Origin of the sequence: Paraburkholderia mimosarum LMG 23256 = NBRC 106338 (assembly GCF_000739815.1) — a bacterium.
Taxonomy (GTDB): Bacteria; Pseudomonadota; Gammaproteobacteria; order Burkholderiales; family Burkholderiaceae; genus Paraburkholderia; species Paraburkholderia mimosarum.
The window spans coordinates 74,226-99,867 of record NZ_BBJJ01000009.1; the positions used below are offsets into that span (position 1 = coordinate 74,226).

Genomic DNA, 25,642 nt, shown 5'->3' on the forward strand with positions numbered 1-25,642 from the left:
ACGAAACTCACCATGACGTCATCGCTTACCGAACTGCTCGCCGTCGAACCGCTCGACCTCTCGTTGCGCGACGAACTCCAACGCCTCATCGACATGAAAACGAAACCGCCTGGCAGTCTCGGCCGCCTCGAAGCGCTGGCGCGCCAGCTCGGCATGATCCAGGGCACCACGCGCCCGGGCGTCGAGCGGCCCGTGATGATCGTGTTCGCCGGCGACCACGGCATCGCGGCCGAAGGTGTGAGCCCGTATCCGCAGGCCGTGACCGCGCAGATGGTCGCGAATTTCGTGGCGGGCGGCGCGGCCATCAACGCGTTCAGCGGCGTGGCAGGCCTCACGCTCGAAGTCGTCAATGCGGGCGTGGCAACGCCGCTGCCGCCGTCACCCGCGCTCGTCGACGTGCCGATTGCGCGCGGCACCCGCAACTTCGCGCGCGAGCGCGCCATGACGCGCGACGAGGCCGTTGCCGCGCTCGCCGCGGGCGCCGAGCGCGTGCGCCATCACGCGTCGCTCGGGACCAACGTGATCGGCTTCGGCGAAATGGGCATTGCGAACACATCGTCGGCCGCTTGCCTGATGAGCCGGTTGTGCGGCGTGCCGATCGACGAATGCGTCGGACGCGGCACGGGCCTCGACAACGCGGGCCTCGCGAAGAAACGCAACGTGCTCGCGGCGGCGCTCGCGCATCATGCCGACGCACGCGAGCCGCTCGACGTGCTCGCCGCGTTCGGCGGCTTCGAGATCGCGATGATGGCGGGCGCGTTCCTCGAAGCGGCGCGCTCGCGCATGACGATCCTCGTGGACGGTTTCATCGCGACCTCGGCGCTGCTCGTGGCCGATTCGCTCGCGCCGAACGTACGCGATTACTGCGTGTTTGCGCACGCATCGAACGAGGCGGGGCACCGGCGTATGCTCGACCATTTCGGCGCGCGCGAGCTGCTTGCGCTCGACCTGCGTCTGGGCGAGGGCACGGGCGCCGCGCTCGCGGTGCCGTTGCTGCGCGCGGCCGTGGCGTTCCTCAACGAGATGGCGAGCTTCGAGTCGGCCGGCGTCGACGACCGCAGCGATCGCCACGCATGAGCGCCGTGCGATGAATCCGCTCGCGGAGCTGCGCTACTTCTTCACGGCGCTCGGCTATTTCACGCGTGTGCCGGTGCCGCGCTGGGTGGGCTTCGAGCCCGCGTGGCTCAATGCGGCGGCGCGTTACTTTCCGCTCGTCGGCGCGTTGGTCGGGGCGCTCGCGGCACTCGTCTATCTCGCGGCGCTGCGACTCTTTCCGGCGAGCGTCGCGGTGCTGCTTTCGATGGCCGGTACGCTCCTCGCGACGGGTGCCTTCCACGAAGACGGGCTCGCCGACTGCCTCGACGCATTCGGCGGCGCATACACGCGCGAGGACGTGCTGCGCATCATGCACGACTCGCGCATCGGCGCGTTCGGTGCAATCGGTCTCGTGGTGGCGCTCGCGCTCAAGTGGCAGACGCTCGCCGCGCTGCCGCCCGCGCGCGCCGCGATGCTGATGATCGCGGGCCATGCCGCGAGCCGCGCCTGCGCGATCAGCTATCTCGTCTCGCTCGACTACGTGCGCCCCGAAGGCAAGGCCAGGCCCGTGGCGCAGCGTATGAGCGTGGCCGCGTGGATGGGTGCGTGCGTGTTTGGTCTGCCGTGGCTCTTCTGGCCCGTGTGGTCCGCCGGACCCGACTGGCGTGCCGGTGTGGCGACGCTCGCCGTGCTGGCGGTGTTGCGCTTCGTGCTGGCGCGTTATTTCGTGCGCCGCGTCGGCGGCTATACGGGCGATTGTCTTGGCTTCGCGCAGCAGGTGTTCGAAATCGCCATCTATCTCGTGGGGCTCGCGTGGATCTCGTTCTGATCCGGCATCCGGCCGTCGCGGTGGAGGCGGGCGTGTGCTACGGCGCGAGCGACGTGCCGCTCGAGGGCGACGCGACGCAGCAGGCCGGTTTGCTCGCCGAGCGGCTCGCGGCGCTCGGCGTTTGCAGGCCGCAACGCGTCGCGACGAGTCCGCTCACGCGTTGCGCGGGCGTCGCGGCGGCGCTTGCCGCTGCCGAGGGACACGTGGCGCAGGAGGACGCGCGTCTGGCGGAGATGGATTTCGGCGCGTGGGAAATGCAGCGCTGGGACGCGATCGAGCGTGCGCAGATCGACGCCTGGGCCGCCGATTTCGAGCACGCCCGCGAGCACGGCGGCGAGAGCGTCGCGCAGTTCGATGCACGCGTGAGCGGGTGGGTCGACACGCTCGATGCGCGCGAGAATGCGACTGTCTGGGCCATCACGCATGCGGGCGTCATTCGTACCGTCACGGCGCGCGCGCTCGGCATGCCGCTTGCGCGCTGCGTGCGCTGGCCGCTCGAAATGGGCGCGATCGTATGGCTGCGTTATGACGCGTTTAGCGCGCAATGGTTGCTCTCGCGCTGGAACGCGTAGCCGGTCGCTTAGGATCTCCAATCAATGCGAGGCAGCATCGCGCGAGCGGGTGTGTTCGAGATCCCCGCAAAGCTGCGCCGCACCCTGGGCGATGCGCGGTGTGGGGCGGGTGAGCAGATCGCCGTCGATGGCGAAGAGATTGCCGTGCGCGACTGCGGCAAGCGCGGGCCACGCGCGCCAGCGCTCGAGGCTCGGCAGCGGACGATCCGGCGAAGTCGCGCCTTGCGAGGCCGTGACGATCGCATCGGGATTGGCGGCCAGCACCGCTTCGGTCGAAACGGTCGGCACGAGCGGCTTGAGCGCCGCGAAGATGTTGCGGCCACCACATAGCGCGATCACGTCGCTGATCATGTGCGAGCCGTTGATGGTCATCAGCGGCTGATCCCAGACTTCATAGAAGACGCTTACGGGCGCGCGCCGCGCATAGCGCGCGCGTAGCTGCGCGATGTCACGGCGGTAGGCGGCGGCCGCGGCCTGCGCCGTGGCGTCGGTGCCGAGCAGTGCGCCGAGGCGCGTGAGCGAGGTCGCGACGTCGTCGAGTTCGTGCGGCTCGCTGAAAAAGAGCGGAATGTGCAGCGCGCGCAGGCGGTCGAGCTGTTGCTGCGCGTTGCCGTGACGCCAGACCACGATCAGGTCGGGCTTGAGCGTGGCGATGCGTTCGAGGTCGAGCGCGCGGTTGTCGCCCACGCGCGGCACATGCTGCGCTTCGGGTGGGTAATCGCTGTAGGCCACGGCGCCGACCAGCTTCGCGCCGCCGCCGGCAGCGTAGAGCAGCTCGGTCACGTGGGGCGCCAGGCTCACCACGCGCTGCGCGGGCGCGGGGAGCGTGACGGTGTTGCCCGCATCGTCGATGGCGGTGACGGTGGCACGAGCGGCGCACGGGCCGAGGGCCACGGCAGCGAACGCAAGCTGGGCGACAAACCTGGCGATGGACCTGGCGACAAGCGCAAAGGCGGCCGCGCGCATCAGCCGATCGCCCGCATGGCTTGCGCGAGCGCGTCTTCCAGGCGGCGCCATTCGTCGTCGTTCGCGGGCAGCCCGAAACGCAAGCTGGCCGGTGCGTCGAAGCGGCGTGTCCATACCGCGTGCCGCGCGAGCGCGTCCTGCAGCGCCGGCGCGCGGGGGTCCGTGATCCAGGCGAAAAGCGGCGTGGCGTGCGGCGCGAAGCCGTGAGCGCGCAAAAGCGCGACGAGTCGCGCGCTTTCGTCTGCGAGGCAAATGCGCATTGCGCTTTGCCACGCGCTGTCTTCGAACGCATGCGTGACCGCGTGGCGCGCGGGGCCGCTCACGGTCCACGCGCCCAGATGCGCGCGCAACGCGTCCAGCAGATCGGGCGCGCCAAGCGCGAAGCCGCAGCGCGCGCCCGCAATCCCGAAGAACTTGCCTGGCGAGCGCAGCACGACGAGTCCTTCGAGACCGGTTGCGTGCGCAACCGTTTCGGACCGTTCGGTACCGAATGCATCGGCAAAAGCTTCGTCGACGATCAGCGTGCCGCCGCGCGCCGCAAGTTGTGCACGCCAGTGCAGTAGACGGGCCGCAGCGACATGCGCGGCAGTGGGATTGTTGGGATTCACCACGACGACATGCGCGATGCCATCGGGCAACGCGTCGAGCGTGAGGTCGAGCGGCACGATCTCGTGGCCCGCCCGCGCGAAAGCGGGTGCGTACTCGCCGTAGGTAAGCGGTGCGATCGCCACGCACACTTCACCTGCGCGCGGCAGCAGTGCGGGCAGCGCGCGGATCGCGGCCTGGCTGCCCGCCACGGGCAGCACATGCCGCGCGTCGGGGGCGCCATAGTAGCGAGCGGCGCAGGCAGCGAGGCCGTCGCCCTCGTCGGGCAGGCGTCGCCATGCTGCCGCGGGCACCGGCGGCACCGGGTAGCCATGCGGATTGATGCCGGTCGAGAGGTCGATCCATGCCTCCCAGGCGATGCCGTAGCGCTGCGCCGCTTCGTGCAGATTGCCGCCGTGCGCGACGAGCGTGGCTGGCTTCTCAAACATGGGTGGCCACGCTCGCAAAGGCCAGGGCGAGCAGCGCCGCGAGCCACAGGATCGTGGTGCGCTCCACGAGGCGCAGCGCCGCATCCACGTGCTGCGCGCGTGGCGGCGAGCCCGCGCCGAGCGCCGGGCGCTCCTCCAGCATGCCGTGATAAACGGCCGCGCCCCCCAGCAGCACGTTCAGGCTGCCCGCGCCGGACGCCATCACCGGCCCCGCGTTCGGGCTTTCCCAGCGAGGCGCCTGCTCGCGCCAGCAGCGCAGCGCCGTGCGCGTATCGCCGAGCAGCGCGTAGCTCGCGGCGGTGAGGCGCGCCGGGATCCAGTTGAGGACGTCGTCGATGCGCGCGGCCGCCCAGCCAAAACGCAGGAAGCGCGGCGTGCGGTAGCCCCACATCGCGTCGAGCGTGTTGGCCAGACGAAACGCGAGGGCACCCGGGCCGCCCGCGAGCGCGAACCAGAACAGCGCGCCGAAGATCGCGTCGTTGCCGTTTTCGAGCGCCGATTCGACGGCGGCGCGCGAGAGCGCGGTCGCGTCCGCCTCATGCGTGTCGCGCGAGACGATGCGGCCGGTCAATTTGCGCGCGGCGGCGAGGTCGCGCCGCGCGAGCGCCGCGCCGATCGGCGCGATGTGCTCCGCGAGGCTGCGCGCGCCGAGCGCGAACCACAGCAGCGCGACGTGCAACGCCCACGCGAGCGGCCAAGGCAGCAGCGCGCACAGCAGCGCGGCGAGAACGACGGGCGGCGCGACGGCCGCGAGCCATGCGAGCAGACCGAGCGGGCGGCCACGCCGGCCCGTGTTCAGGCGCGCCTCGATGGCGTTCGCGAAGCGGCCGAAGGCGACGAGAGGATGCGCTTGGCGCGGCTCGCCGAGCCAACGGTCCACGGCGACGCCGGCCACGGCGAGCGCGGCAGTGACGGGCAGCGTGAGCATCATGAGGTCCGCGGCGGTGCCTTGAGCACGAGCGGCAGGCCCGCGGCGACGAGCGTGGCCCGGTCGGCGAGCGCCGCGATGCGCTGATTGAGGCGGCCGAGTTCGTCCACGTAAAGACGCGTCGCGGCGCCGAGCGGCACCACGCCCATGCCGATCTCGTTGCTCACCACGAGCACCGTGCCCTGTGCGCGCTCGCAGGCGGCGGCGAAGGCGTCGAGGCGGGCTTGCCAGCCGGGCAGCGGCGCATCGGAGTCGGCCGGGCAAAGGAGGTTCGCGAGCCAGAGCGTGAGGCAGTCGATCAGCACGCACTGGCTGGGCGCCGCCGTGGCGTCGAGCGCGCCCGCGAGGTCGAGCGGCGCCTCGGCGAGCGCCCAGTGCGCGGGCCTGCGCGCGCGATGGTGGGCGATGCGCTCGGCGAACTCGGCGTCGCCGGTCACGCGCGCGGTGGCGATATAGGTGACCGGCAGGCCGCTCGCCGCGGCGAGGCGTTCGGCATGCGCGCTCTTGCCCGAGCGCGCGCCGCCGACGATGAAGGTGAGGTCGCGCGAATTCATCGCGTGATTGTAACGGCTGCCTTTGTGGCGTCGTTATCCTGGCGGTTGTCCCGTCGGCCAACGTCGCGCCGCGCACCTGCAGTGCCTGGCGGGGCGATGGGATAATGCGCTCTCTCCTTTTCGCGCCTGCCGGTGTCTTCCGGGCCCACGCATCACCTGCCATTCGCTTCATGACCGCAAAGCTACCCGCCGTGCCGCAAGGTGCGCTGATGATCCAGGGCACGACGTCCGACGCCGGCAAAAGCACGCTCGTCGCCGGCCTGTGCCGTCTCGCGCGCCGCGCGGGCGCGCGTGTCGCGCCATTCAAGCCGCAGAACATGGCGCTCAACAGCGCCGTGACCGTGGACGGCGGCGAGATCGGGCGCGCGCAGGCGCTGCAGGCCGTCGCCGCCGGCATCGAGGCGCACACCGACCTCAATCCGGTGCTGCTCAAGCCCAACAGCGACCTCGGCTCGCAGGTCATCATCCACGGCAAGGCGCGCATGAACCTCAACGCGCGCGCGTACCAGGATTACAAGCCGCTCGCGCGCGAGGCCGTGCTCGCGTCCTATGGGCGGCTGCGCGAGCGCTACGACACCGTGTTCGTGGAAGGCGCGGGCAGTCCCGCCGAGATCAACCTGCGCGCCAACGACATCGCCAACATGGGTTTCGCCGAAGCGGTCGATTGCCCGGTCGTGCTCGTCGCCGACATCGACCGTGGCGGCGTGTTCGCGCATCTGATCGGCACGCTGGCCTGTCTTTCCGCGAGCGAGCGAGCGCGCGTGAAGGGCTTCGTCATCAACCGCTTTCGCGGCGATCGTTCGCTGCTGGAGCCCGGCCTCGCATGGCTCGAAGCGCAGACGGGCAAGCCGGTGCTCGGTGTCGTCCCATACCTGCACGGCCTCACGCTCGACGCCGAGGACATGCTGCCGGGCGCGGCCCGCAGCGGCGCGTCGCAGGCCGAGGGTGAGACGCTGCGCGTGGTCGTGCCGGCGCTGCCGCACATCAGCAACCATACCGACTTCGACGCGCTGCGCGCTCATCCGCAGGTCGATTTCACCTACGTGCGCACGGGCGAAGCGCCGCCCGCTGCCGATCTCGTGATTCTTCCAGGCTCGAAGAACGTGCGCGACGATCTCGCCTGGCTGCGCGCCCAGGGCTGGGAGACGGCGCTCGCGCGGCACCTGCGCTACGGTGGCCGGGTGATCGGCATTTGCGGCGGCATGCAGATGCTCGGACACACGATCGCCGATCCGCATGGCGTGGAGGGCGAACCGGGGGCGGTGGAAGGCTTCGGCTGGCTCGACTACGAAACCGAGCTCACGCGCGAGAAGACGCTCAAGAACGTGACGGGCGCGCTCGCGCTGGAAGGCGCCGGTGAGGCGCGCGTGGCGGGGTATGAGATTCATATGGGCGAGACGCGCGGGCGCGCGCTCGATCGCCCCGCGATGTGGCTAGCGGCCGCCGCCGGGGGCCGGCCGGAAACGGCAACGCGCCCGGACGGCGCGTGCTCCGCGGATGGCCAGATCCTCGCGACCTACGTGCACGGCCTCTTCGACACGCCCGAGGCGTGCGTCGCGCTCCTGCGCTGGGCCGGGCTCGCGGCGGCGCGCACCGTGGACTATCCGGCGTTGCGCGAGGCGTCGCTAGAGCGGCTCGCGGATACGCTGGCGGCGAGCCTCGATCTACAGAAGGTGTTCGGCGCGATCGGCTGAATGCGCGGCGCGCCGGGCGTGCTCAGTAGAGCACCATCTGGGTACAGCGGAAAAGCGCGATGGTCTTGCCGTCCGGGCCGCTTACCGTGGCGTCCCAGACCTGCGTGCTGCGCCCGAGGTGCACGCCCGTCGCAACGGCCGAGATCGTGCCTTCGCGGGCGGTGCCGAGGTGGTTGCTCTTGATCTCGAGGGTCGTGAAGTTCTTCGCGGTCGGGGGCAGGTGGGCGAAGCAGGCGTAGCCGCAGGCGGTGTCGGCGAGGCCGATCACGGTGGCGGCGTGCAGAAAGCCGTTGGGGGCGAGCAGGTCGCTGCGAATGTCGAGCTCGGCGCGCAGCTCGCCTTGCTCGAGGGCAAGCGGGCGAAAGCCAAGCAGCTCGGGCAGACGGCCGCGCTGGCGCTCGAGCAGGGACTCGATCGTGATGTCGTGGCGTAGGGTGCTCATGGGTCGGTCAGTCTCCCGAATTTGATATGAAGATTGTGGTGCGCGCAGCTGGGGGGCTTCGGCGGCGCGCAAATTGTCGATATTATCGGACGGTTGATCCGGTTCGCTGCCTAACCGGCAAGTCGCCTCGCAAGGCATCGAGCAGCGCATCGAGCAAATTCACGGCAAACCGGCTGGCCCACGCGCCAGCCATCCTGACGGGAGTATTCATGACGGTAATCGTGGTGGCGAATCCCAAGGGCGGCGTGGGCAAGAGCACGCTGTCCACCAATCTGGCCGGCTACTTCGCCGCACAGGGCGAGTGGGTCGCGCTCGCGGACCTCGACCGGCAGCAGTCCTCGCACGCGTGGCTCGATCTGCGGGCCGCGACGCTGCCGCCGATCGAAAGCTGGCAGGTCGATCTGGACAATCCGGCGAAGCCGCCCAGGGGACTCGAGCACGCCGTCATCGACACGCCCGCGGGCCTGCACGGCAACCGTCTCGCGTCGATCATCGAGCTGGCGGACAAGGTGATCGTGCCGCTACAGCCTTCGATGTTCGACATTCTCGCCACCCAGGACTTTCTGAACCGCCTCGCGAAAGAAAAGGCGGTGCGCAAGGGTAACATCCAGGTGGGCGTGGTCGGCATGCGCGTGGACGCGCGCACGCGCTCGGCCGAGCAGCTGCAACGCTTCGTGGAGGGGCTCGATCTGCCCGTGCTGGGCTATCTGCGCGATACGCAGAACTACGTGCAGCTCGCCGCGCACGGCCTCACGCTGTGGGACGTGGCGAAGAGCCGGGTCGAGAAGGATCTCGACCAGTGGCAGTCGATTCTCGGCTGGGTGGACGGGAAATAAGCGGCGAACAAGCGGCGACCAAGCGGCGACCAAGCGGCATAGAAGCGGCACATTAGCGCCAAACAAGCCGCCGGCAGGCGCCGGCGCTGGCCGCGAGCCGCGCCGCCGGCCTTCCGCTCAGCTCCAGCTTTGCGTGGGCACGTGGTCGCGGCTGCCCTTGATGCGGTTGTTCTCGTCGACGAACACGAGGTTCGGCTTCCAGCCGGCCTTGAGCTCTTCTTCTTCCACATTCGCGAAGGCCGCGATGATCACGAGGTCGCCCAGCTGCGCGCGGCGTGCGGCCGAACCGTTCAGCGAGATCATGCCGCTGCCGCGCTCGCCCTTGATCGCGTAGGTCGTGAAGCGCTCGCCATTGTTGATGTTCCAGATGTCGATGCGCTCGTTCTCGACGATGTTCGCCGCTTCGAGCAGGTTCTCGTCGATGGCGCACGAGCCTTCGTAGTGCAGCTCGCAGTGCGTGACCGCGACGCGGTGGATCTTCGACTTGAGCATATGGCGTTGCATGGTGTGTCTCCTCAGGCGCAAGGGCGGGCGGGCCGCCACGGATCAGGCGCAAAAATACGGATAGGCGGAATCTGGCGGAATGGGGCGCGGCGGTCCTGCGGGCTCAGATCTCGAGATTGTCGATGAGACGCGTCGGGCCGAGCTTCGCCGCGGCCAGCACGACGAGCGGCTCGTCGCCCTGGCCGGGGGCGGGCGGCAGCAGGTTCACACGCTTGCGGATCGCGATGTAGTCGGGCTTCCAGCCGCGTGCGGCGAGCGTCGCCATGGCGTCGAGCTCGAGCTGCTGGAAATCGCGGCGGCCCGCCAGCACCGACTCGCGGATCGCGCGCAGCACGCCGGCCAGTTGCGGCGCCTCGGCGCGCTCGGCTTCGGAAAGGTAGCGGTTGCGCGAGCTGAGCGCGAGACCGTCGGTGTCGCGCACCGTTTCGGCCGCGATCACGTCGGTGGGCAGCGCGAACTGCTGGCACATCGCGCGCACGATCATGAGCTGCTGGTAGTCCTTCTTGCCGAACACGGCCACGCGCGGCTGCACGCACGACATCAGCTTCATGACGACGGTGCACACGCCCTCGAAGAAGCCGGGGCGGAATTCGCCCTCCAGGATGTCGCCGAGATCGTGCGGCGGGCGCACGCGGTATTCCTGCGGCTGCGGGTACATGTCGCGCTCGGTCGGGGCGAACAGCACGTAGACGTTTTCCTTCTGCAGCTTCTCGATGTCGTCCTGGAGCGTGCGCGGATACTTGTCGAAGTCCTCGTTCGGGCCGAACTGCAGCCGGTTGACGAAGATGCTCGCCACGACCGGGTCGCCATGCTGGCGCGCGAGGCGCATCAGCGAGAGATGGCCTTCGTGCAGGTTGCCCATGGTCGGCACGAACGCGGTGCGGTTTTGGCCGCGCAGCTGGTCGCGCAATTCCTGAATCGAGCTGATGACTTTCATGATTGGATGCGTTATGCCTCGCGCGGGGCAAGACTTGGGTTGCACGGCCGCAAGCCGGAGATCCGGACGATGGGCCCGGAGCGGACGTCGCGCGCCCGGTCCGCGCAGTATTTCATGTTCCCATATGTGGGATGAGACCGGGCAGGCGCGGGCGATTGTAGTGGATTTGCGAGCCCGGCGCACCCGCCCCGGCAGAGGGCTTTTCCTGGTGTTCCGCTATGCGGACCAGCCGGCACTCTCCCGCGATACGATCCTGTTTCCGGGTTCACCGCGCCCGGCGCGCCCGCCTGCGAAGGCGTCAGCCTCGGGATCAAGCCGGCAGATACGCGAGCCGCACGTAGATCGGGGCGAACGGCTCGGGCTGGGTGATCTCGATGAGCGATTCGCGCGAAAGCTCCAGCATCGCGATGAAGTTCACGACCACGACGGGCACGCCGCGCGTGGTGTCGAAAAGCTCGGAGAACTCCATGAAGCGCTCGCCCTGGAGGCGGCGCAGGATGATGCTCATGTGCTCGCGCACCGAGAGTTCCTCGCGCGAGATCTTGTGATGCTGAACGAGCTTCGCGCGCTTGATGACGTCGGCCCAGGCGGCGCGCAGGTCGTTGCAGTCCACGTCCGGGAAGCGCGGCGTGATGCTCTGCTCGATATAGACCTCGGCGCGCAGGAAGTCGCGGCCCAGTTGCGGCAGGCGGTCGATGCGCTGGGCGGCGAGCTTCATCTGCTCGTATTCGAGCAGGCGGCGCACGAGTTCGGCGCGCGGGTCTTCCGCCTCTTCGCCCGTGTCGGCCTTCTTGACCGGCAGCAGCATGCGCGACTTGATCTCGATGAGCATGGCAGCCATCAGCAGATATTCGGCCGCGAGTTCGAGGTTGGTCTTGCGCAGTTGCTCGACGTAGCCGAGGTACTGCGTGGTGACCTCCGCCATCGGGATGTCGAGGACGTTGAAGTTCTGCTTGCGGATGAGGTAGAGCAGCAGGTCGAGCGGGCCTTCGAAAGTCTCCAGGAAGACTTCGAGCGCATCCGGCGGGATATACAGGTCCTGCGGGAGCTTGAAGAGCGGCTCGCCATAGAGGCGCGCGAACGCGACGCCGTCGATGGTGTCGGGTGTCGAGTCGGTGGCGGGCGTGGCCAGCGCTTCACCGGGCGTCTGCCCGGCGGCGTGGCCCCCGTGACTGGCCGCGTGCTCGCCCGGTGGCGGCGCGCCGGCCCGGTCGGCCTCGGCCATCAGAAGTTCTGGTAGTAGACGTAAGACGTTTGCTTCACGCGCGAAGCCTGCTGACGCTCGCGCTCGTCGAGGTCGAGCGGCTGCTTGTCCCACAGGAGCGCACGGCCCTTGCGTTGCTGCTCTTCGAGCTGCGGCTTTTGCTGCTTGAGCTGGTTCAGGAACTGCGTGATGTCCGACTGATACATGGCTGACGTCCGTCCAGTAAGGCGGGGCGCCTGATTGCACCGCGCCGCTAATTCTGTCGGCCGCAATTTTACCGCAAGCCACCGCTGCGTAACATGCGCGCTTCGTTCGCGCCCCTTGCGTTTCACATCGCGGAGCGTTGTGGCACGTTTTGCGCCTCCTTGCGGGGTTCTGACACGCCGATGTGGTGAAATAACGCGTTTGCGCCCGATGCCGCGTCCCGTGCCCTGCGCGCGAACGGCGCAGCCGGTGGCAACCAGTTCTACGACGGCCGGAGGTGTTGTTTGGCGGGAAGGGTGATCGAAGCGTTGTGCGCACGGCGTCGTCCCTCGCGGGCGGCGCGGCCATGGCTCGCCGCGTGTCTGACCGCGTGCCTCGCCGTCTGCCTGTCTGCGCCAACGCCCGCGCGGGCCGACCTCGCCAGCCTCCTGCCGTGGATGCGTGCGCGCACCTACTACGACGTCGAGATCGAGGCCTCCCCGCGCGAGCTGCGCAAGCTGCTCGAGGCGCACCTCGATATTTCGCGCTTCGCCACGCGAGCCGACGTGAACGAGGACCAGTTCGAATTCCTCGTGACCGCGATCCCACGGCAGGTCAGCGACCTCGCCGCGACCTACGGCTATTTCACGCCGGTGGTGCGCACCGACGTACGCACCATCGACGGCAGGCGGCATGTGCGGGTGAGCGTCGACGCGGGCCCGCGCACGACGATCTCATCGGTGAAGCTCGTCTTTCGCGGCCCGGTGCTCACGGAGGATACCGCGCAGGAGAACACCGCGCGCTTCGCATTTTCGCTGCACGAGGGCGACGCCTTCACGCAGTCGGGCTGGGACGACGCCAAGAACGCCTCGCTCAAGGCGCTGCAGGCGCGCCGCTACCTGGGCGCGAAAATCGTGCACTCCGAGGCGCGCGTCGATCCGCTCATGCACGACGCGCAGCTTTCCGTGACGTTCGACAGCGGGCCGACCTTCACGGTGGGCAAGCTCGACGTATCGGGCACGCGGCGCTACCCGGCCGAAATCATCGACAACGTGAATCCGCTCTCGCCGGGCGAAGTCTACGACCTCAAGCGCGTGGCCGAACTGCAGCGCCAGGTCCAGAACACGCCGTACTACGCGAGCGTGGCCATCGACGTCGACGCCAATACGCAAAAGCCGCTCGAGACGCCCGTGCACGTGAAGGTGAGCGAGTTCCCGTACAACAGCTTTCGCGGCGGCGTGGGCTATTCGACCGACACCGGCGCGCACGTCCAGGGCTCGTACACCTACCTGAACACGTTCGGGGCGGCCTGGCCGTTCCAGGTGCAGGGGCGGCTGGACCAGATCCAGAAGTTCGGCCAGGTCCAGCTTTCGATGCCGCCGGGACCGCGCGCCTGGACCAACAGCCTCGTCGCTTCGTACACGACGACCGACGTGTCGGATACGAATATCTACAGCGCGCGCGTCGGCGTGCAGCGCACGCGCACCTCGCAGAACATCGACTATGCCTATGCGCTGATGTTCTACGACGACCGCCTCACGCAGAACGTAGGGCCGTCGTCGAGGGCTTACGCGCTCGTGCCGACCTGGGGCTGGACGCGCCGCAATGTCGACGACCCGATATTTCCGCGCAGCGGCAACATCATTCGCGTGGAGGCAGGCCTCGCGCTGAAGAACCTGGGGGCCGAGCAAAGCTTCTTGCGCGGCTACATGCGCGGCCAGCAATACCTGCCGATCGGCCGTTCCGATCTCATGCTGTTCCGCGCGGAGCTGGGCGGCGTGTTCACGAGCGGACCTTCGAGCGGCGTGCCCGCCTCGCTGCTGTTTCGCGCGGGCGGCTCGAACTCGGTGCGTGGCTACTCGTTCCAGAGTATCGGCAACAACGTGTCGGGCTCGATCCTGCCGACGAAGTATCTCGTTACCGGATCGGCCGAGTACCAGCACTGGTGGACCCGCGACTGGGGTGGCGCCGTGTTCTTCGACGTGGGCACGGCCACCGACACCTGGGGCGAGAAGCAGTTCGACCCGGGTGCCGGGATCGGCGCGCGCTGGCGCAGCCCGGTCGGGCCGGTCAACCTCGATCTCGCCTATGGTTTTCGCACTCACAGCGTGCGTCCTTATCTGACTCTCGGGATCGCCTTCTGATGACGACGCGCTCGCTGCTCGCTTTCGGTTCGACACCTTCGCCGCACGGTGGGGTGGCCGCATGAGCGCGCGCCGTTTCGCGGCGCTGCCCTGGCGGTCTGCCGCGTTCGCGGTGCCGCCGGGGGAGGCAAGCGGCCGGCCGGACGACGCCGCTGGCCATGACACCGGCGGCCAAAGGGGGGCGAGCGGCGGCCAGGATGGCGGCAATGGCGACGCGCCGCCGCCGCGCCGTGGACGCAGCCTGTGGAAGGCGCTCGCCTGGGCGATCGTCGTGCCGGTGCTGATCGTCGGGCTCATCGCCGGCGGGATCCATGGCCTGCTGACCACCGAGCGCGGCACGGCGTTCGCGTGGCGCGCGGCGGTCAGGCTGCTCGACGGCAAGCTCGCAGGCAGGCTCGAAGGCGGCACGCTCGCGAGCGGCGTGCGGTTTTCCGACGTGAGCTGGCGCGGCGCGGACGGCACCACGCTCAAGGTGGACCGCATCGGCGGCCAATGGGCGCTGCACGGCTTCGGCCAGGGGCCGTGGCGCTTCGTGGTGGACTATCTGCATATCGGCGACGTCGAGATGCGCATCGTGCCGTCGCACGAGCCTTCGACGTCCATGACGCTGCCGGAGAACCTGGAGCTGCCGCTCGGGCTCGAGATCCGCGACCTGCGCGTCGACAAGCTCACGCTGCACGAAGGCACGTCGACCAGCGAGTACTCGCGGCTCCAGTTCCACGGCCGCAGCGACGGCCGTCATCACGAGGCCGCCATCGAGCGTCTCGACACGCCGTTTGGCGCCGTGAGCGCCGAGGCGAAGCTCGACGGCGTGCGGCCCTTCGCGCTCACCGGCGATGTTGGCTATTCCGGCAAGGTGAACGGCGAAGACGTGCAGGTGAGCGCGAACCTGGCCGGTTCGCTCGAGGCGCTCACGGCCGAGATCGTGGCGAGCGGCATGAAGCTCACGGGCCGCGCCCATGTGGAGGCCGCGCCGTTCGCCTCGGTGCCCCTGCAGCGGGCGACGCTCGCCTTCGATCACGTCAACCCGCAGGCGTTCGCGCCGGGCGCGCCGTTTGCCGATCTCGCGCTGCGCGCGCAACTGCAGCCGGTGCCGGGCGGCGCGGCGGGCGTGCCGGCGGCGCTGGCGGCGGCCTCTGGCGTTGCCGCGGCTTCGCAGGGGGCGCCCGCGTCAGTGCCGGCCGGGGCCTCGGCGCCGAAGGCCGGCACGAAGCCTGGCGCAACGGCTTCCGGCACGGCGGCGGGATCCGCAGCTACGGCGGCATCTGCGTCTGCGGCCGGCGCACGCCGCGATGTCGCGGGCTTGACGGTGGCGGGCACGGTCTCGATCGTGAACGCGAAGCCCGGCGCGATCGACGAGAAGCTGCTGCCACTCATCGACGCTCAAGCGGACGTCGTGCTCGATGCGAAGACGCAGCGTATCCCGAAGCTCGCCGTGCGCCTCATGAAGAACGCGACGATCACGGGCGGCGGCACCATCAGCGGGCGCGACGGCCGCTTCGACCTGAAGGTGGCCGGGCTCGACCTCAACGCGATCCAGTCCAGCGTGCGCGCCACGCAGTTCGCGGGGCCGGTCGGCGTGCGGCTCAATGGCGACGTGCAGAGCGTCACGCTCGATCTCGCCGATCCGCGGGCGGCGCTGCGCGTGCAGGGCAAGGTGACGCAGGATCCTGCGCGCCTGTCGTTCAGCGACGTGCGGCTGACGTCGGGCGCAGGTCGCATCGACCTGTCCGGCGCGCTCAAGCACGACGCCAGCTCGACGTATCAGTTGAAGGCGGTGCTGACCGATTTCGACCCGCTCTCGCTGACGTCGCAAACACCGGCGCGCCCGACGCCCAGGACGACGAGCGCGAGCGCCCGGCCAACGCACGCCCCGGCGCCCGCGCACGCCGCCGACGCGCTCAACCCGAAGCGCAATCTCGCGCTCAATCCCGCGCTCAACCCGGCGCTCAATCCCGCGCAATCGGGCGAACAGGCTGCCGAGCAAAAGCGAGTGGACATTGCGAAGCAGACGGAGCAGGGCGGGGCGGCCAGGCCCGCAGCGAGACCGAGCCCTGCGCCCGTACGCGCCACCCGCCGCATCGAGGCGCGCGTGAACGGCACGCTCAACGCGAGCGGCACGCTCGCGCCCGCCTTCACGACGAAGGCGGAGTTCAAGCTCGGCCCGAGCGTCTACGACGACTTGCCGCTCACGGGCCAGGGTGTCATTCAGCTGGCGGGTTCGCGCATTCTGCCAAGCCGTGCGAACCTCTCGGTCGCGGGCAATATCGTCGATCTGGAGGGCAGCTTCGGCGCGCCCGGCGACCGGCTGCGCTTTCGCGTGGACGCGCCGCAGCTCGACCGGCTCGGCTTCGGCATTGCGGGGCAGCTCGCGGCGAACGGCGATCTGACCGGCAGCTTCGCCCATCCCGACGTCTCGTTCGACTACCGGGCCGATCACGTCGTGTTCGGCGATAACCGCGTCGGCCATGCAGAGGGCAAGGCGCTCGCGCGCGACGGCGCGAACGGCGCGCTCGCCTTCAGCACGGACGCGAGCGATGTCGCCGTGGCGGGCGTCGATATCGCGACGCTCAACGCGCGCCTTGACGGCACCCGCGCGAAGCACACGCTCACCGCGAACGCGAAAGGCAAGGTCCAGGGCCAGCCGATCGATCTGGCGGTGGCCGCAAACGGCGGCCTCCAGGAGACGCGCGAGGGCAGGCGCTGGAACGGCACGCTCACGCAGCTCGAGAACCGCGGCTCGCCCGGCGTGAAGCTTCAGGCGCCGATGACGGTGAGCGCGGGCGCGGGCAAGGTCACGCTGGGCGCGACGCGCATCGTGGCCGAAGGCGCTTCGCTCGAGCTCAAGTCGTTCGACCTCGACCATGGCAGCATCCGTTCGGCTGGCACGCTCAGGAACGTTTCGCTCGCGCGCATCATGCAACTGCGGCAGCAGTACACGGGCGAGACGTCCACGCTCAGGACCGATCTCGTGTTCGATGGCGACTGGGACTTCTCCGTTGGCCAGAGCGCGAATGGCTACGTGCAGCTCAAGCGCCACTCGGGCGACATCACGGCCGCGATCGGCCGCGGCTTTGCTTCGCTCGGCATCGGCGAGCTCCAGGCACGCGCGGCCTTCAGCGGCGGCAACCGGCTCACGTTCACGGCACGCGCGCAGGCGAGCCGCGTTGGGGTCCTCGATATCGACGCCCACACGACGCTCATGCCGCGCGACGGCATCCTCACCGTTGCGGACGAGGCCCCGATCGGCGGCACGATCACGGCGAACGTGCCCTCGCTGCGAACGACGGGCGGCCTCTTTGGACCGAGCTATCTGCTCGAAGGCCATCTCGCGCTGCAGCTCGCGCTCGCCGGCACCGTAGCGAAGCCTGATCTCACCGGTTCGCTGGTCGGCGACGGCCTGTCGGCCACCATGGTCGATCAAGGCGTGGAGCTGAAGGACGGTGTGATCCACATTGCGCTTTCGCACAATCTCGTCGACTTCCAGCAAGTTGAGTTCCACGGGGCGACAAGCGGCACGCTGCGCGCGACGGGCCGTGTGCGCCTCGACAACGCCGAACCCGATCTCACGGCGAGCATCGTCGCCGACAAGCTCGAGCTCTTTGCCTCCCCCGACCGCAAGCTATCGCTCTCGGGCAGCGCGAGCATCGCCAACGGCGGGCACCTGGGCGGCATGCAGATCGACGGCAAGTTCACCGTCGATCATGCGCTCTTCGACATGCCCGAATCGCCCGCGCCCTCGCTCGGCGACGACGTGGTGATCGTGCGCCCCGACGGCAGCACGTCGGGCGGCAGACCGCCCATCGGGGAGACCGCCTCGACGAAACCCGCGCCGCGTTTCGCGCCGCGCGCGAACGTCGCCATCGATCTCGGGCGCGACTTCCGCTTCCGCGGGCAGGGCGCGGATCTCGGCCTCGCGGGCACGATCACGGTGATCAGCGAGCCCGATGTTCCGCTGCGCGCCGACGGCAACGTGCGGGTGACCGAAGGATCCACCTACACGGCATTCGGCACCAAGCTCAACATCGAGAATGGCTTCTTCACGTTCAACGGGCCGGTCGGCAATCCGGGCATCAACATTCTCGCCATGCGCCGCAACCAGCAAGTCGAGGCGGGCGTGCAGGTGACCGGCACGGTGCAGGCGCCCGTGGCGCGGCTGGTATCCGAGCCGAACGTGCCCGATAACGAAAAGCTCTCCTGGCTGCTCTTTGGCCACGGCACCGACCAGGGCAACAACCTCGGCCAGCAGAGCGCGATGACCACGGCGCTCGCGTTGCTCGGCAGCGCGCAAGGCAAGCGCATCGCGCAGAGCATCGGACTCGACGAGTTTTCGATCGGCCGCAGCCAGGTCGGCCTGACGGACCCAGAGGTCGTGATGATCGCGAAGGCCATCAACCAGCGGCTCGTGATTGGCTACGAGCAGGGCCTGCAGTCGGCCTCGAACGCGGTGAAGGCGACGATCAATCTGACGCGTTACTGGTCGTTGGTGGTGTACGGCGGCACGTTCAACGGCGCCGATATTCTGTATACGCGGCGCTTCGATCGCCTACGCCGGTAACAACGCGAAAACGATTTTGTGAAAACGAGCGGCCCGGTCGTCGAATGTCGATGACCGGGCCGTCGTCGCTATGCGCCGGCATTTTCTTAATACATCTCTACGGCATTAGGAAATCCCTGCGACCCGGATAAATTAAATGTGAATGATCTTATTGTTGTGCACACGCGGCTTTTCCCGGCGCACGGCAGTCGCATTAAGGAATTCTCGGGCTCGGATGGGTCAGATTAAGGAATAGCGCAAATTCTGACTCGTCTGATAGGACGAATTTAAATGCGGAAATAAGATCGGGTTGATTTCGGATTATTCCTATGGAGGATGGATCGCCCAAATTTAGCATGTCGGGTGCCATGAGATGACCGCAAGATTCGGTGCACGCCTGATACGGCTCACGGGTGCGATTCCGCAGCTTGCGCTTGCACCCCAATAAAACAGGAAATTCCTGTTCCTTGGCCCCGATCCAAAAAATAGGAAATATCCGATATCTATAGAGGAAGCTTGCAGGGATATTACAAACCCTCTTCAACCCGAAAGGAACTAAAAATGTTGTTCAACAAGAAAATTGCCGCGATCGCTTTCGTTGCGGCCACCACCGCTCCGGCCATGGCATTCGCCGCCAGCGCAAACACCATCAACTTCCAGGGCGAAGTGACGACGCAGACCTGCGCGGTGACGATCAACGGCAACACAGCTAACCCGACGGTTCTGCTGCCCACCGTCTCGACCGCCGCTCTGGCTGCTACGGGGAGCACCGCCGGCATGACCACCTTCACGGTCGGCGTCACCGGCTGCACGGCGCAAGCCAGCGCGACGCCGATCAAGACGGTGTTCGTCGGCAACCAGGTCGACGGCGACGGCAACCTCGGCAACACCGGCACCGCCTCGAACGTCGCGCTGCAGCTGCTCGATCCCACGGCTACGTCCACGCCGTTCAACCTGTCCGGCGCCACGGGCTATGCCGCAGCGGGTTTGAATCTCGCTGCTGGCGCAACCGCGGCAACGCACGACTTCGCCGTTCGCTACTACAGCGCGACGGGCAATGCCACTGCCGGTTCGGTGCTCGGCAGCGTGCAGTACGCAGTCAGCTACCAGTAAGGCCTGAGCGCCTGCCTCAGCTTCAGGGCCAGCGCTTCAAACCGGGCCTGGATACCTCCAGGCCCGGATATTCAATCGTTCATACCAGGAAGGCAGATCGGCATGACAGGGCTCAACGCGAAATTGTTCAAGGTGGTAGCACCGCTGGTGCTGGCGGCGCAACTGGGAAGCGCGTCGGCCAGCGTCGTCATGTCCACGACCCGGGTGATCTACCCCTCCGACGCGCGTGAGCAGACCGTTCAGCTCACCAATCAGGATGAATCGCCGAGCGTCATGCAGCTCTGGGTCGACTCCGGGAATCCCGACTCCGTGCCCCAGACCGCCGATGCCCCCTTTATCGTCACGCCCCCCGTTTTCAGGATCAATCCGAAAGCCGGGCAGACCGTTCGCATCGTATTCACCGGCAAGGATCTGCCGCAGGATCGCGAATCCGTGTTCTATCTGAACACCCTCCAGATCCCGTCGCTCAACAGCGCTTACGCCGGGCAGAACCAGATGATGGTCATGTTGCGTAACCGGCTGAAGATCTTTTATCGCCCCACCGGTATCGAGGGCAGCGCGCAGAAGGCGCCCGAACAGCTGAGCTTCCGCCTCGAGAGCGAAGCCGGCAAGTGGCGTGTCAGTGCGAACAACGCATCGGGCTACTACGTCTCCCTCATCGAGGGCCAGCTCGTGAGCGGTTCGCATGTCACGAATTTCACCCCGTCCATGGTCGGGCCGCATTCCGCGCAAAGCTGGAAGCTCGAATCCGCGCGCATCGACGACAGCACCGCCGTGCGCGTGAAGGTGAAATACATCGACGACTACGGCGCAATCCGCGACGCCGAGTATCCCGCCACCTCTACGACGACGGGAAAAAACTAAGATGACGTGTTCAGCACATGCCGCGGCACGCCATACGCGCCGCGCGGGAAAACTCGCCCCGAGAAAAGACGCGCATCCGGCCTGCCGGCTATCGCTGAGCATCCTCGCGCTTGGCTTCGCGGTGCCGGCCATGCCGGTGCTCGCCGCGCCGGTCGACGCCAGCGAAAAAGAGTCCGGCGCAGCCATGCCGACCACGCTGGCCTATAACTTCGACAGCAAGCTGCTGCTCGGCTCGTCGCTGGGCGTGGCCGACATCGAACGCTATAACAAGGCGAGCGTCGTCGACCCGGGCCGTTATCAGGCGGACGTCTACCTGAACAGCAACTTCATCTCGCGCAAGGCCGTCGAGTTTCGCGCGGACCAGGAGGGGGAGGTCTATCCCTGCCTGAGCGATTCGTTCCTGCGCGAAAGCGGCGTGCTGGTTTCCGGCGTCAAGTCCGGCGACGCCTCGGTCGATGCGGCACCAGCCGAAACACCGATGCCCGACAGCGAGGGCGGCATGGCCGGCGGCACCGACACGCCCGGAGCGTGTCTGCCTATGGGCAAGCGCGTCGAAGGCGCGTCCACGACCTTCGATCTGTCGCGCCTGCGTCTCGACATCAGCGTTCCCCAGGCGATGATGAAGAGCACGCCGCGCGGATCCGTCGACATCAAAAGCCTCGACGCCGGCCAGACCATGGCCTACGTCAATTACGACACCAACTACTACACGTCGTCGGCGTTCGGCTTCAAGACGAACTCCTTCTACGCCGGCCTGAACGCCGGGGTGAACATCGGCCTTTGGCGTCTGCACCAGCAGTCCGCCTACAGCTTCACCGACGGAGGCAATACCCGCTATTCGCGCTGGAACAACATCCGTGCCTACGCCGAGCGGCCCCTGCCGGAAATCGGCAGCCAACTCGTCGTCGGACAGAATTTCACCAGCGGCAACCTGCTGAGTTCCGTCGGCTATACCGGCGTTCACATCGAAACCGACGAGCGCTCGCTGCCCGATTCGATGCAGGGCTATGCACCGGTCGTCACCGGTATCGCGAATACCAATGCGCGCGTGGTCGTCAGCCAGAACGGCAATACGATCTATCAAACCACGGTCGCACCCGGCCCATTCAGGATCACGGATCTCAGCCCGACCAGCTTCCAGGGCGACTTGACCGTTCAGGTGTTCGAAGCGAACGGGCAGGTGTCCAGCTTCGTCGTGCCGTTCTCGGCCGTGCCGAACTCGCGGCGCGCAGGGTCGTCGCACTATAGCGCCACGCTCGGCAAGGTGCGCCAGGTCCAGGGCGCGAACGCCGCGTTCGCCGACCTGACTTATGAACGCGGCCTGACAAACCACGTCACGCTCAACAGCGCCACCCGCCTGTCCAGCGACTACCAGTCGCTGCTCGCGGGCGCGGTGTTCGCCACGCCTGTCGGCGCGTTCGGCTTGAACGCCTCGTGGTCCAACGCGCTCGACCAGACCGGTCACCACACGAACGGCTGGCTCAGTTCCATTACCTATAGCCACACGATCGCGGCCACCCAGACCACGTTTGCGCTTGCCGGCTACCGCTATTCGACGAGCGGCTATCGCGATTTCGTCGATGCGCTCGGCGCGCGCGCGGCCTACAAAAGCGGCCAGAACTGGTCGTCGAGCACATACCAGCAGCGCAACCAGTTCACGGTCAACGTGAACCAGAACCTTGACAGCTACGGCTCGCTGTCACTGTCGCTCGGCGTCAGCAACTACTACGGAGCCAAGTCCCGCGATACGCAGTTCCAGATCAGCTACAACAATCATTTCAAGTCGCTGAGTTACAACCTGTCGTTCGTGCGGCAGCACACGGGGCCGCTCTACACGACGAGTGGTCCAGGCTTCGTCACGGGCAATACGCAAACGGGCAGGCAGTATCCGACTTCGAACACGTTCATGGCGACCGTGTCGATTCCGTTCGGCTCGGGGCCACGCTCCGCCTCGGTGTCGGGCGGCGTCACGCTCGATTCGCACTCGAGCAGTACCTATCAGGCCTCGGTCTCCGGCATCGCCGATGAGGCCCAGACGATCAGCTACGGCCTCACGGGCACGGCCCAGACCGGCGACGGTCAGCGCAGCATCAGCGGCAACATCCAGAAGAACCTCTCGATGATCACCATGGGGGCGAGCTACTCGCAGGGCAACGGCTTCTGGCAGGCCGGCGCCACGGCGCGCGGCGCGGCAGTCGCGCACAGCGGCGGCGTGACGTTCGGCCCCTATCTCTCCGACACCTTTGGCCTCGTCGAGGCCAAGGGAGCCGAAGGCGCGACGGTACGCAACGGCCAGGGCGCACAGGTGGACCGCTGGGGCTATGCGATCGTGCCGTCGCTCACACCTTATCGGTACAACGACGTGGCGCTCGACACCAAGGGCATCAGCACGCGCGCGGAACTGACGGGCAACCAGTTGCGAGTCGCGCCGTACCCTGGCTCTTCCGTGTTGCTGCGCTTCTCGACCCTCACCGGCCATGCGGTGCTGATCCGCTCCACGCTGCCAGACGGCAAGCCGTTGCCGCTCGGCGCCGACGTCCTGACCAGCGATGGCACTGCCATCGGGATGGTCGGCCAGGGCGGGCAGGTGTATGCGCGCGTGCCGTCGGAGCAGGGCGTCGTCACCGTGAAATGGGGCGAGGGCCGGGAAAACCAGTGTGCGATTCCTTACGACCTGAGCGGGCAGGATGCCAAGGCACCCCTGGTGAACATGAAGGCCGAGTGTTCGCCCATCGTGGTCTCGGCGAAGCGGTGAGCGAAGCCCAGCATGGCCGGGCGAAGCCGGACGCACCGTCCGGCAGCCGGTCCCACCGGACCGTCATCAACAGCGAATGCGACAGAACAGACACGCAATCAGGAATGCCAACCATGTCCCGCAGATTCATTAATTCTCTTGCACGCAGGCTCAAAACGCGCCGAACCGCCTGGTTGTCACTGCTCGCCTGCGGTCTCGGTGTGGGCCTGTCCACGTCGTCATGGGCTGTGTCCACGGCAACGGGTTGCTACAAGATCACGGGGCTCACCACGAACGTGAATAGCGCGTACTACACCGATCCTGGCACGATCACGACCAACTGGCTCGGCTCGGCCGACACGGCGGGGCGAGGCGCCTACCCGATGACCGTCACGGTCAACACCCCGCCTTTCGTGCCCGACGGCACGCTGCTTGGCAGCGGCGTTTCTTCCGTCTACAACATGGGATACAACGGTGTCGGCAGCTACAGTCCCGAACAGGTGCTGTGGCGCTGCTCGCCCGAGGCCGCCACGGCCAATGGCCTGTACGAGTTCTTCTCGACCAACGGCGACAACGACTATGCCGGGAAACGGGACGCGAGCGGAGACTCAGGCATTCCCGGCACCTACTACACCTATTACAAAGGACTCATCTCGCGCATCACCAACATCACGACCGGACAATACGTCTCCCGCTATTGGGCTGCGCGCCAACTGACAAACCTTGACAAGGACAGCCAGGGTTGGCTGCTCGTGAAAGCGAAGAACTTCAGCCAGTACAAGCTCGAATTCTTCCAGTGCAGCACCTGCACCAGGTACTATGCCAACACCAGCGCCAACCCCGGCTACTGGGCCTACACGCAGCCGGTAGGCTACGTGGCGTTCGTGGCGCCCAATTTTGGCGGCAACGTAAAGCCCGGTGCCGACCACAACGTTGCGTACGACGGGTTTTACGACAGATGGCCGGGCGCAATCAACCCCTATAACACGGTCTACATCAGGAGAACGGCAACCTGCGCCGTGACCAATGCGACTCCGGTCGTCGTTTTCCCGGTGATCACGGTTGACGAGCTGAACAAGGGCACCACGCGCCAGTTGCCCGTCACGATCCAGATGCAATGCCAGTCCACGACGCCGTCGGGCATGAACGCCTTCGCGAGCGGCACCGGAGCCGACCAGACTGCGCTCGGCATCCTCGCGCCGGCAGCCAACGCCCAGGCCGCGGTGTCGGCAGGACTCACGACCGCGGGCACGGGCGTGACTTATCTGCTTTCGGACAACTATGGAACCGATCCGACGGTCGCTACCGGTGTCGGCGTCGCGCTGACGCGGCCCGGCGGCGGTGCGCTGAACTTTCTGACGAACCAGTATGTGACGATGGGCGGCGCGAAAGACGGCTGGGATCCGGTGCTCAATGACGCGACCTCGACCGGATCACCGGGCGCAGGGGTGACGTCCTACCAGCGCCAGATCAATGCGACGTTCAAGGCATTTGCGCCGGGCGCAGTGCCTGTCACGCCTGGCAGATACAACGCAACAGCCCAGGTCATCGTCCGTGTCCAGTAAATCCGTCCGTAGCGCAAGCGCTGCCGCGCCCAGCGGCTTTCCCGTTCGCAGCGGATCCGGCTCGGGGCCGTCCGCCGGTCATGCGCGCGTGCATGCACGTTGGCGCGCCAGGGCGTTGCGCGTTCTCACGGGCTGGCTACCCGCCCAGAACGTCCTGCACTCCATTCGCCTCGCCGGCCTCGCACTCGCACATGCAGCACTGCTCGCGGCCTCGCTGAGCCTGCCGGCTCATGCGGGCGTGACGCCCGTGGCGTCGCGCGTGATATTCCCCGCCGGCGACACCGAGCAATCGGTGCAGCTCTTCAATGTCAACAAATATCCCGTACTGGTTCAGGCGTGGATCGACGATGGCCGTATCGAAGCGGTACCCCAGGAATCAACCGCACCGTTCGTTACGCTGCCGCCAATCTTTCGCATGGGCGCAGGGGACCAGACCAGCCTGCGGATCATTCATTCCGGTGCGAAGCTGCCGTCCGACCGGGAGTCGCTGTTCTGGCTCAACCTGTATGAGATCCCGGGCGTGCCGAAAAATCAGCCCGACCAGGCACAGAGCGTGATGGTCACGATGCGCACGCAGTACAAGGTCTTCGTGCGGCCGGCCGGACTGCCGTACGGAGCGCGCGAGCTGCCAAAACGTCTCACGTTCTCGCTGGCGAATGCCGGGGGCAAGCTCACGCTCAAGATCGACAACCCCACGCCCTACTACGCAACTTTCAACGCTGTTCTCGTCAAGATCGGCGGCCGGTCGCAGCAGATCACACCCGACATGGTGGCACCGCTTTCCGGCTCGACGCTCGAACTCGACCCGCTCGGCGCCGGGGCAGGCGAAACGGCCGAAGTCCTGTTTTCGCTGATCGACGACGACGGCAACCCCATGGTCGAAAGCGTGAAGGCCACGATCGCGCCCTGACAGAGGGGCACAGGGTCAAGGGGAGAGTACCAATACCTCCATCACCCCGCAGATGAC

Annotated in this window: 21 protein-coding genes; 12 read left to right on the forward strand and 9 right to left on the reverse strand. The window is 67.4% G+C overall.

Annotation, left to right across the window (positions count from 1 at the left end; genetic code table 11):
* The first annotated feature begins 12 nt into the window (after nucleotides 1-12).
* The 3 genes from cobT to cobC are packed head-to-tail and all read left to right on the forward strand — an operon-like array spanning nucleotide 13 to nucleotide 2,436.
* Nucleotides 13-1,077: a nicotinate-nucleotide--dimethylbenzimidazole phosphoribosyltransferase gene (gene cobT / locus BMI01S_RS10000; RefSeq protein ID WP_028230568.1), complete on the forward strand. Its 1,065-nt coding sequence runs from the start codon at nucleotides 13-15 to the stop codon at nucleotides 1,075-1,077.
* 10 nt (nucleotides 1,078-1,087) lie between these two features.
* Nucleotides 1,088-1,864 carry an adenosylcobinamide-GDP ribazoletransferase gene (locus tag BMI01S_RS10005; protein ID WP_028230569.1) on the forward strand — a complete coding sequence of 259 codons (777 nt, stop codon included), beginning with the start codon at nucleotides 1,088-1,090 and terminating at the stop codon, nucleotides 1,862-1,864.
* A complete protein-coding gene (gene cobC / locus BMI01S_RS10010; protein ID WP_028210559.1) occupies nucleotides 1,849-2,436 on the forward strand; it encodes an alpha-ribazole phosphatase in 588 nt (195 codons plus the stop codon). The genes BMI01S_RS10005 and cobC overlap by 16 nt, the downstream gene beginning before the upstream one ends.
* A 21-nt stretch (nucleotides 2,437-2,457) precedes the next feature.
* On the opposite strand, the gene BMI01S_RS10015 is transcribed toward cobC, so the two are convergent.
* From BMI01S_RS10015 to cobU, 4 genes are read right to left on the reverse strand one after another with little or no spacing between them, the layout of a single operon-like run.
* A complete protein-coding gene (locus BMI01S_RS10015) occupies nucleotides 2,458-3,402 on the reverse strand; it encodes a cobalamin-binding protein (protein ID WP_042289058.1) in 945 nt (314 codons plus the stop codon).
* Nucleotides 3,402-4,436 (reverse strand): threonine-phosphate decarboxylase CobD, encoded by a 1,035-nt coding sequence (cobD, locus tag BMI01S_RS10020; protein WP_028230571.1) that lies wholly within the window; start codon nucleotides 4,434-4,436, stop codon nucleotides 3,402-3,404. The genes BMI01S_RS10015 and cobD overlap by 1 nt, the downstream gene beginning before the upstream one ends.
* A complete protein-coding gene (gene cbiB / locus BMI01S_RS10025) occupies nucleotides 4,429-5,364 on the reverse strand; it encodes an adenosylcobinamide-phosphate synthase CbiB (protein WP_028230572.1) in 936 nt (311 codons plus the stop codon). The genes cobD and cbiB overlap by 8 nt, the downstream gene beginning before the upstream one ends.
* Nucleotides 5,364-5,918: a bifunctional adenosylcobinamide kinase/adenosylcobinamide-phosphate guanylyltransferase gene (cobU, locus tag BMI01S_RS10030; RefSeq protein ID WP_028230573.1), complete on the reverse strand. Its 555-nt coding sequence runs from the start codon at nucleotides 5,916-5,918 to the stop codon at nucleotides 5,364-5,366. The genes cbiB and cobU overlap by 1 nt, the downstream gene beginning before the upstream one ends.
* A gap of 170 nt (nucleotides 5,919-6,088) precedes the next feature.
* Between cobU and BMI01S_RS10035 the strand changes: the two genes are divergently transcribed.
* Entirely contained in the window at nucleotides 6,089-7,612 is a 1,524-nt protein-coding gene (locus BMI01S_RS10035) for a cobyric acid synthase (protein WP_238327662.1), read from the forward strand.
* 22 nt (nucleotides 7,613-7,634) lie between these two features.
* Here BMI01S_RS10035 and BMI01S_RS10040 read toward each other — a convergent pair whose 3' ends face one another.
* Nucleotides 7,635-8,054, reverse strand: a complete 420-nt coding sequence (locus BMI01S_RS10040; RefSeq protein ID WP_028210553.1) for a PaaI family thioesterase — start codon at nucleotides 8,052-8,054, stop codon at nucleotides 7,635-7,637.
* A gap of 209 nt (nucleotides 8,055-8,263) precedes the next feature.
* On the opposite strand from BMI01S_RS10040, the gene BMI01S_RS10045 reads away from it, so the two are divergent.
* A complete protein-coding gene (locus BMI01S_RS10045; protein ID WP_028230574.1) occupies nucleotides 8,264-8,890 on the forward strand; it encodes a ParA family protein in 627 nt (208 codons plus the stop codon).
* Between the two features lie 117 nt (nucleotides 8,891-9,007).
* Here the strand turns inward: BMI01S_RS10045 and panD are convergent, their stop codons facing one another.
* The 4 genes from panD to BMI01S_RS10065 form a co-directional block, all read right to left on the reverse strand.
* Nucleotides 9,008-9,394: an aspartate 1-decarboxylase gene (panD, locus tag BMI01S_RS10050; protein ID WP_028210551.1), complete on the reverse strand. Its 387-nt coding sequence runs from the start codon at nucleotides 9,392-9,394 to the stop codon at nucleotides 9,008-9,010.
* A gap of 103 nt (nucleotides 9,395-9,497) precedes the next feature.
* Entirely contained in the window at nucleotides 9,498-10,331 is an 834-nt protein-coding gene (panC, locus tag BMI01S_RS10055; protein ID WP_028210550.1) for a pantoate--beta-alanine ligase, read from the reverse strand.
* Between the two features lie 310 nt (nucleotides 10,332-10,641).
* Nucleotides 10,642-11,556 (reverse strand): segregation and condensation protein A, encoded by a 915-nt coding sequence (locus BMI01S_RS10060; RefSeq protein ID WP_244145312.1) that lies wholly within the window; start codon nucleotides 11,554-11,556, stop codon nucleotides 10,642-10,644.
* A complete protein-coding gene (locus BMI01S_RS10065; RefSeq protein ID WP_028210549.1) occupies nucleotides 11,556-11,741 on the reverse strand; it encodes a DUF3460 family protein in 186 nt (61 codons plus the stop codon). Before BMI01S_RS10065 ends, BMI01S_RS10060 begins: the two co-directional genes overlap by 1 nt.
* A gap of 435 nt (nucleotides 11,742-12,176) precedes the next feature.
* On the opposite strand from BMI01S_RS10065, the gene BMI01S_RS10070 reads away from it, so the two are divergent.
* The 7 genes from BMI01S_RS10070 to BMI01S_RS10100 all read left to right on the forward strand — a co-directional run bounded on the left by BMI01S_RS10070 (nucleotide 12,177) and on the right by BMI01S_RS10100 (nucleotide 25,585).
* A complete protein-coding gene (locus BMI01S_RS10070; protein ID WP_081715878.1) occupies nucleotides 12,177-13,862 on the forward strand; it encodes an autotransporter assembly complex protein TamA in 1,686 nt (561 codons plus the stop codon).
* 61 nt (nucleotides 13,863-13,923) lie between these two features.
* On the forward strand, nucleotides 13,924-18,420 hold the full coding sequence (locus BMI01S_RS10075) for a translocation/assembly module TamB domain-containing protein (RefSeq protein ID WP_051381381.1): 4,497 nt from the start codon (nucleotides 13,924-13,926) through the stop codon (nucleotides 18,418-18,420).
* Between the two features lie 540 nt (nucleotides 18,421-18,960).
* A complete protein-coding gene (locus BMI01S_RS10080) occupies nucleotides 18,961-19,512 on the forward strand; it encodes a fimbrial protein (RefSeq protein ID WP_036044645.1) in 552 nt (183 codons plus the stop codon).
* Between the two features lie 147 nt (nucleotides 19,513-19,659).
* Nucleotides 19,660-20,376 carry a fimbrial biogenesis chaperone gene (locus BMI01S_RS10085; RefSeq protein WP_244884644.1) on the forward strand — a complete coding sequence of 239 codons (717 nt, stop codon included), beginning with the start codon at nucleotides 19,660-19,662 and terminating at the stop codon, nucleotides 20,374-20,376.
* 1 nt (nucleotide 20,377) lies between these two features.
* Nucleotides 20,378-23,131: a fimbria/pilus outer membrane usher protein gene (locus BMI01S_RS10090; protein WP_244145313.1), complete on the forward strand. Its 2,754-nt coding sequence runs from the start codon at nucleotides 20,378-20,380 to the stop codon at nucleotides 23,129-23,131.
* A 113-nt stretch (nucleotides 23,132-23,244) separates the two neighbouring features.
* Nucleotides 23,245-24,675: a fimbrial protein gene (locus BMI01S_RS10095; protein ID WP_042289066.1), complete on the forward strand. Its 1,431-nt coding sequence runs from the start codon at nucleotides 23,245-23,247 to the stop codon at nucleotides 24,673-24,675.
* Nucleotides 24,665-25,585: a fimbrial biogenesis chaperone gene (locus BMI01S_RS10100; protein WP_244145314.1), complete on the forward strand. Its 921-nt coding sequence runs from the start codon at nucleotides 24,665-24,667 to the stop codon at nucleotides 25,583-25,585. Before BMI01S_RS10095 ends, BMI01S_RS10100 begins: the two co-directional genes overlap by 11 nt.
* The last annotated feature ends 57 nt before the right edge of the window (nucleotides 25,586-25,642 follow it).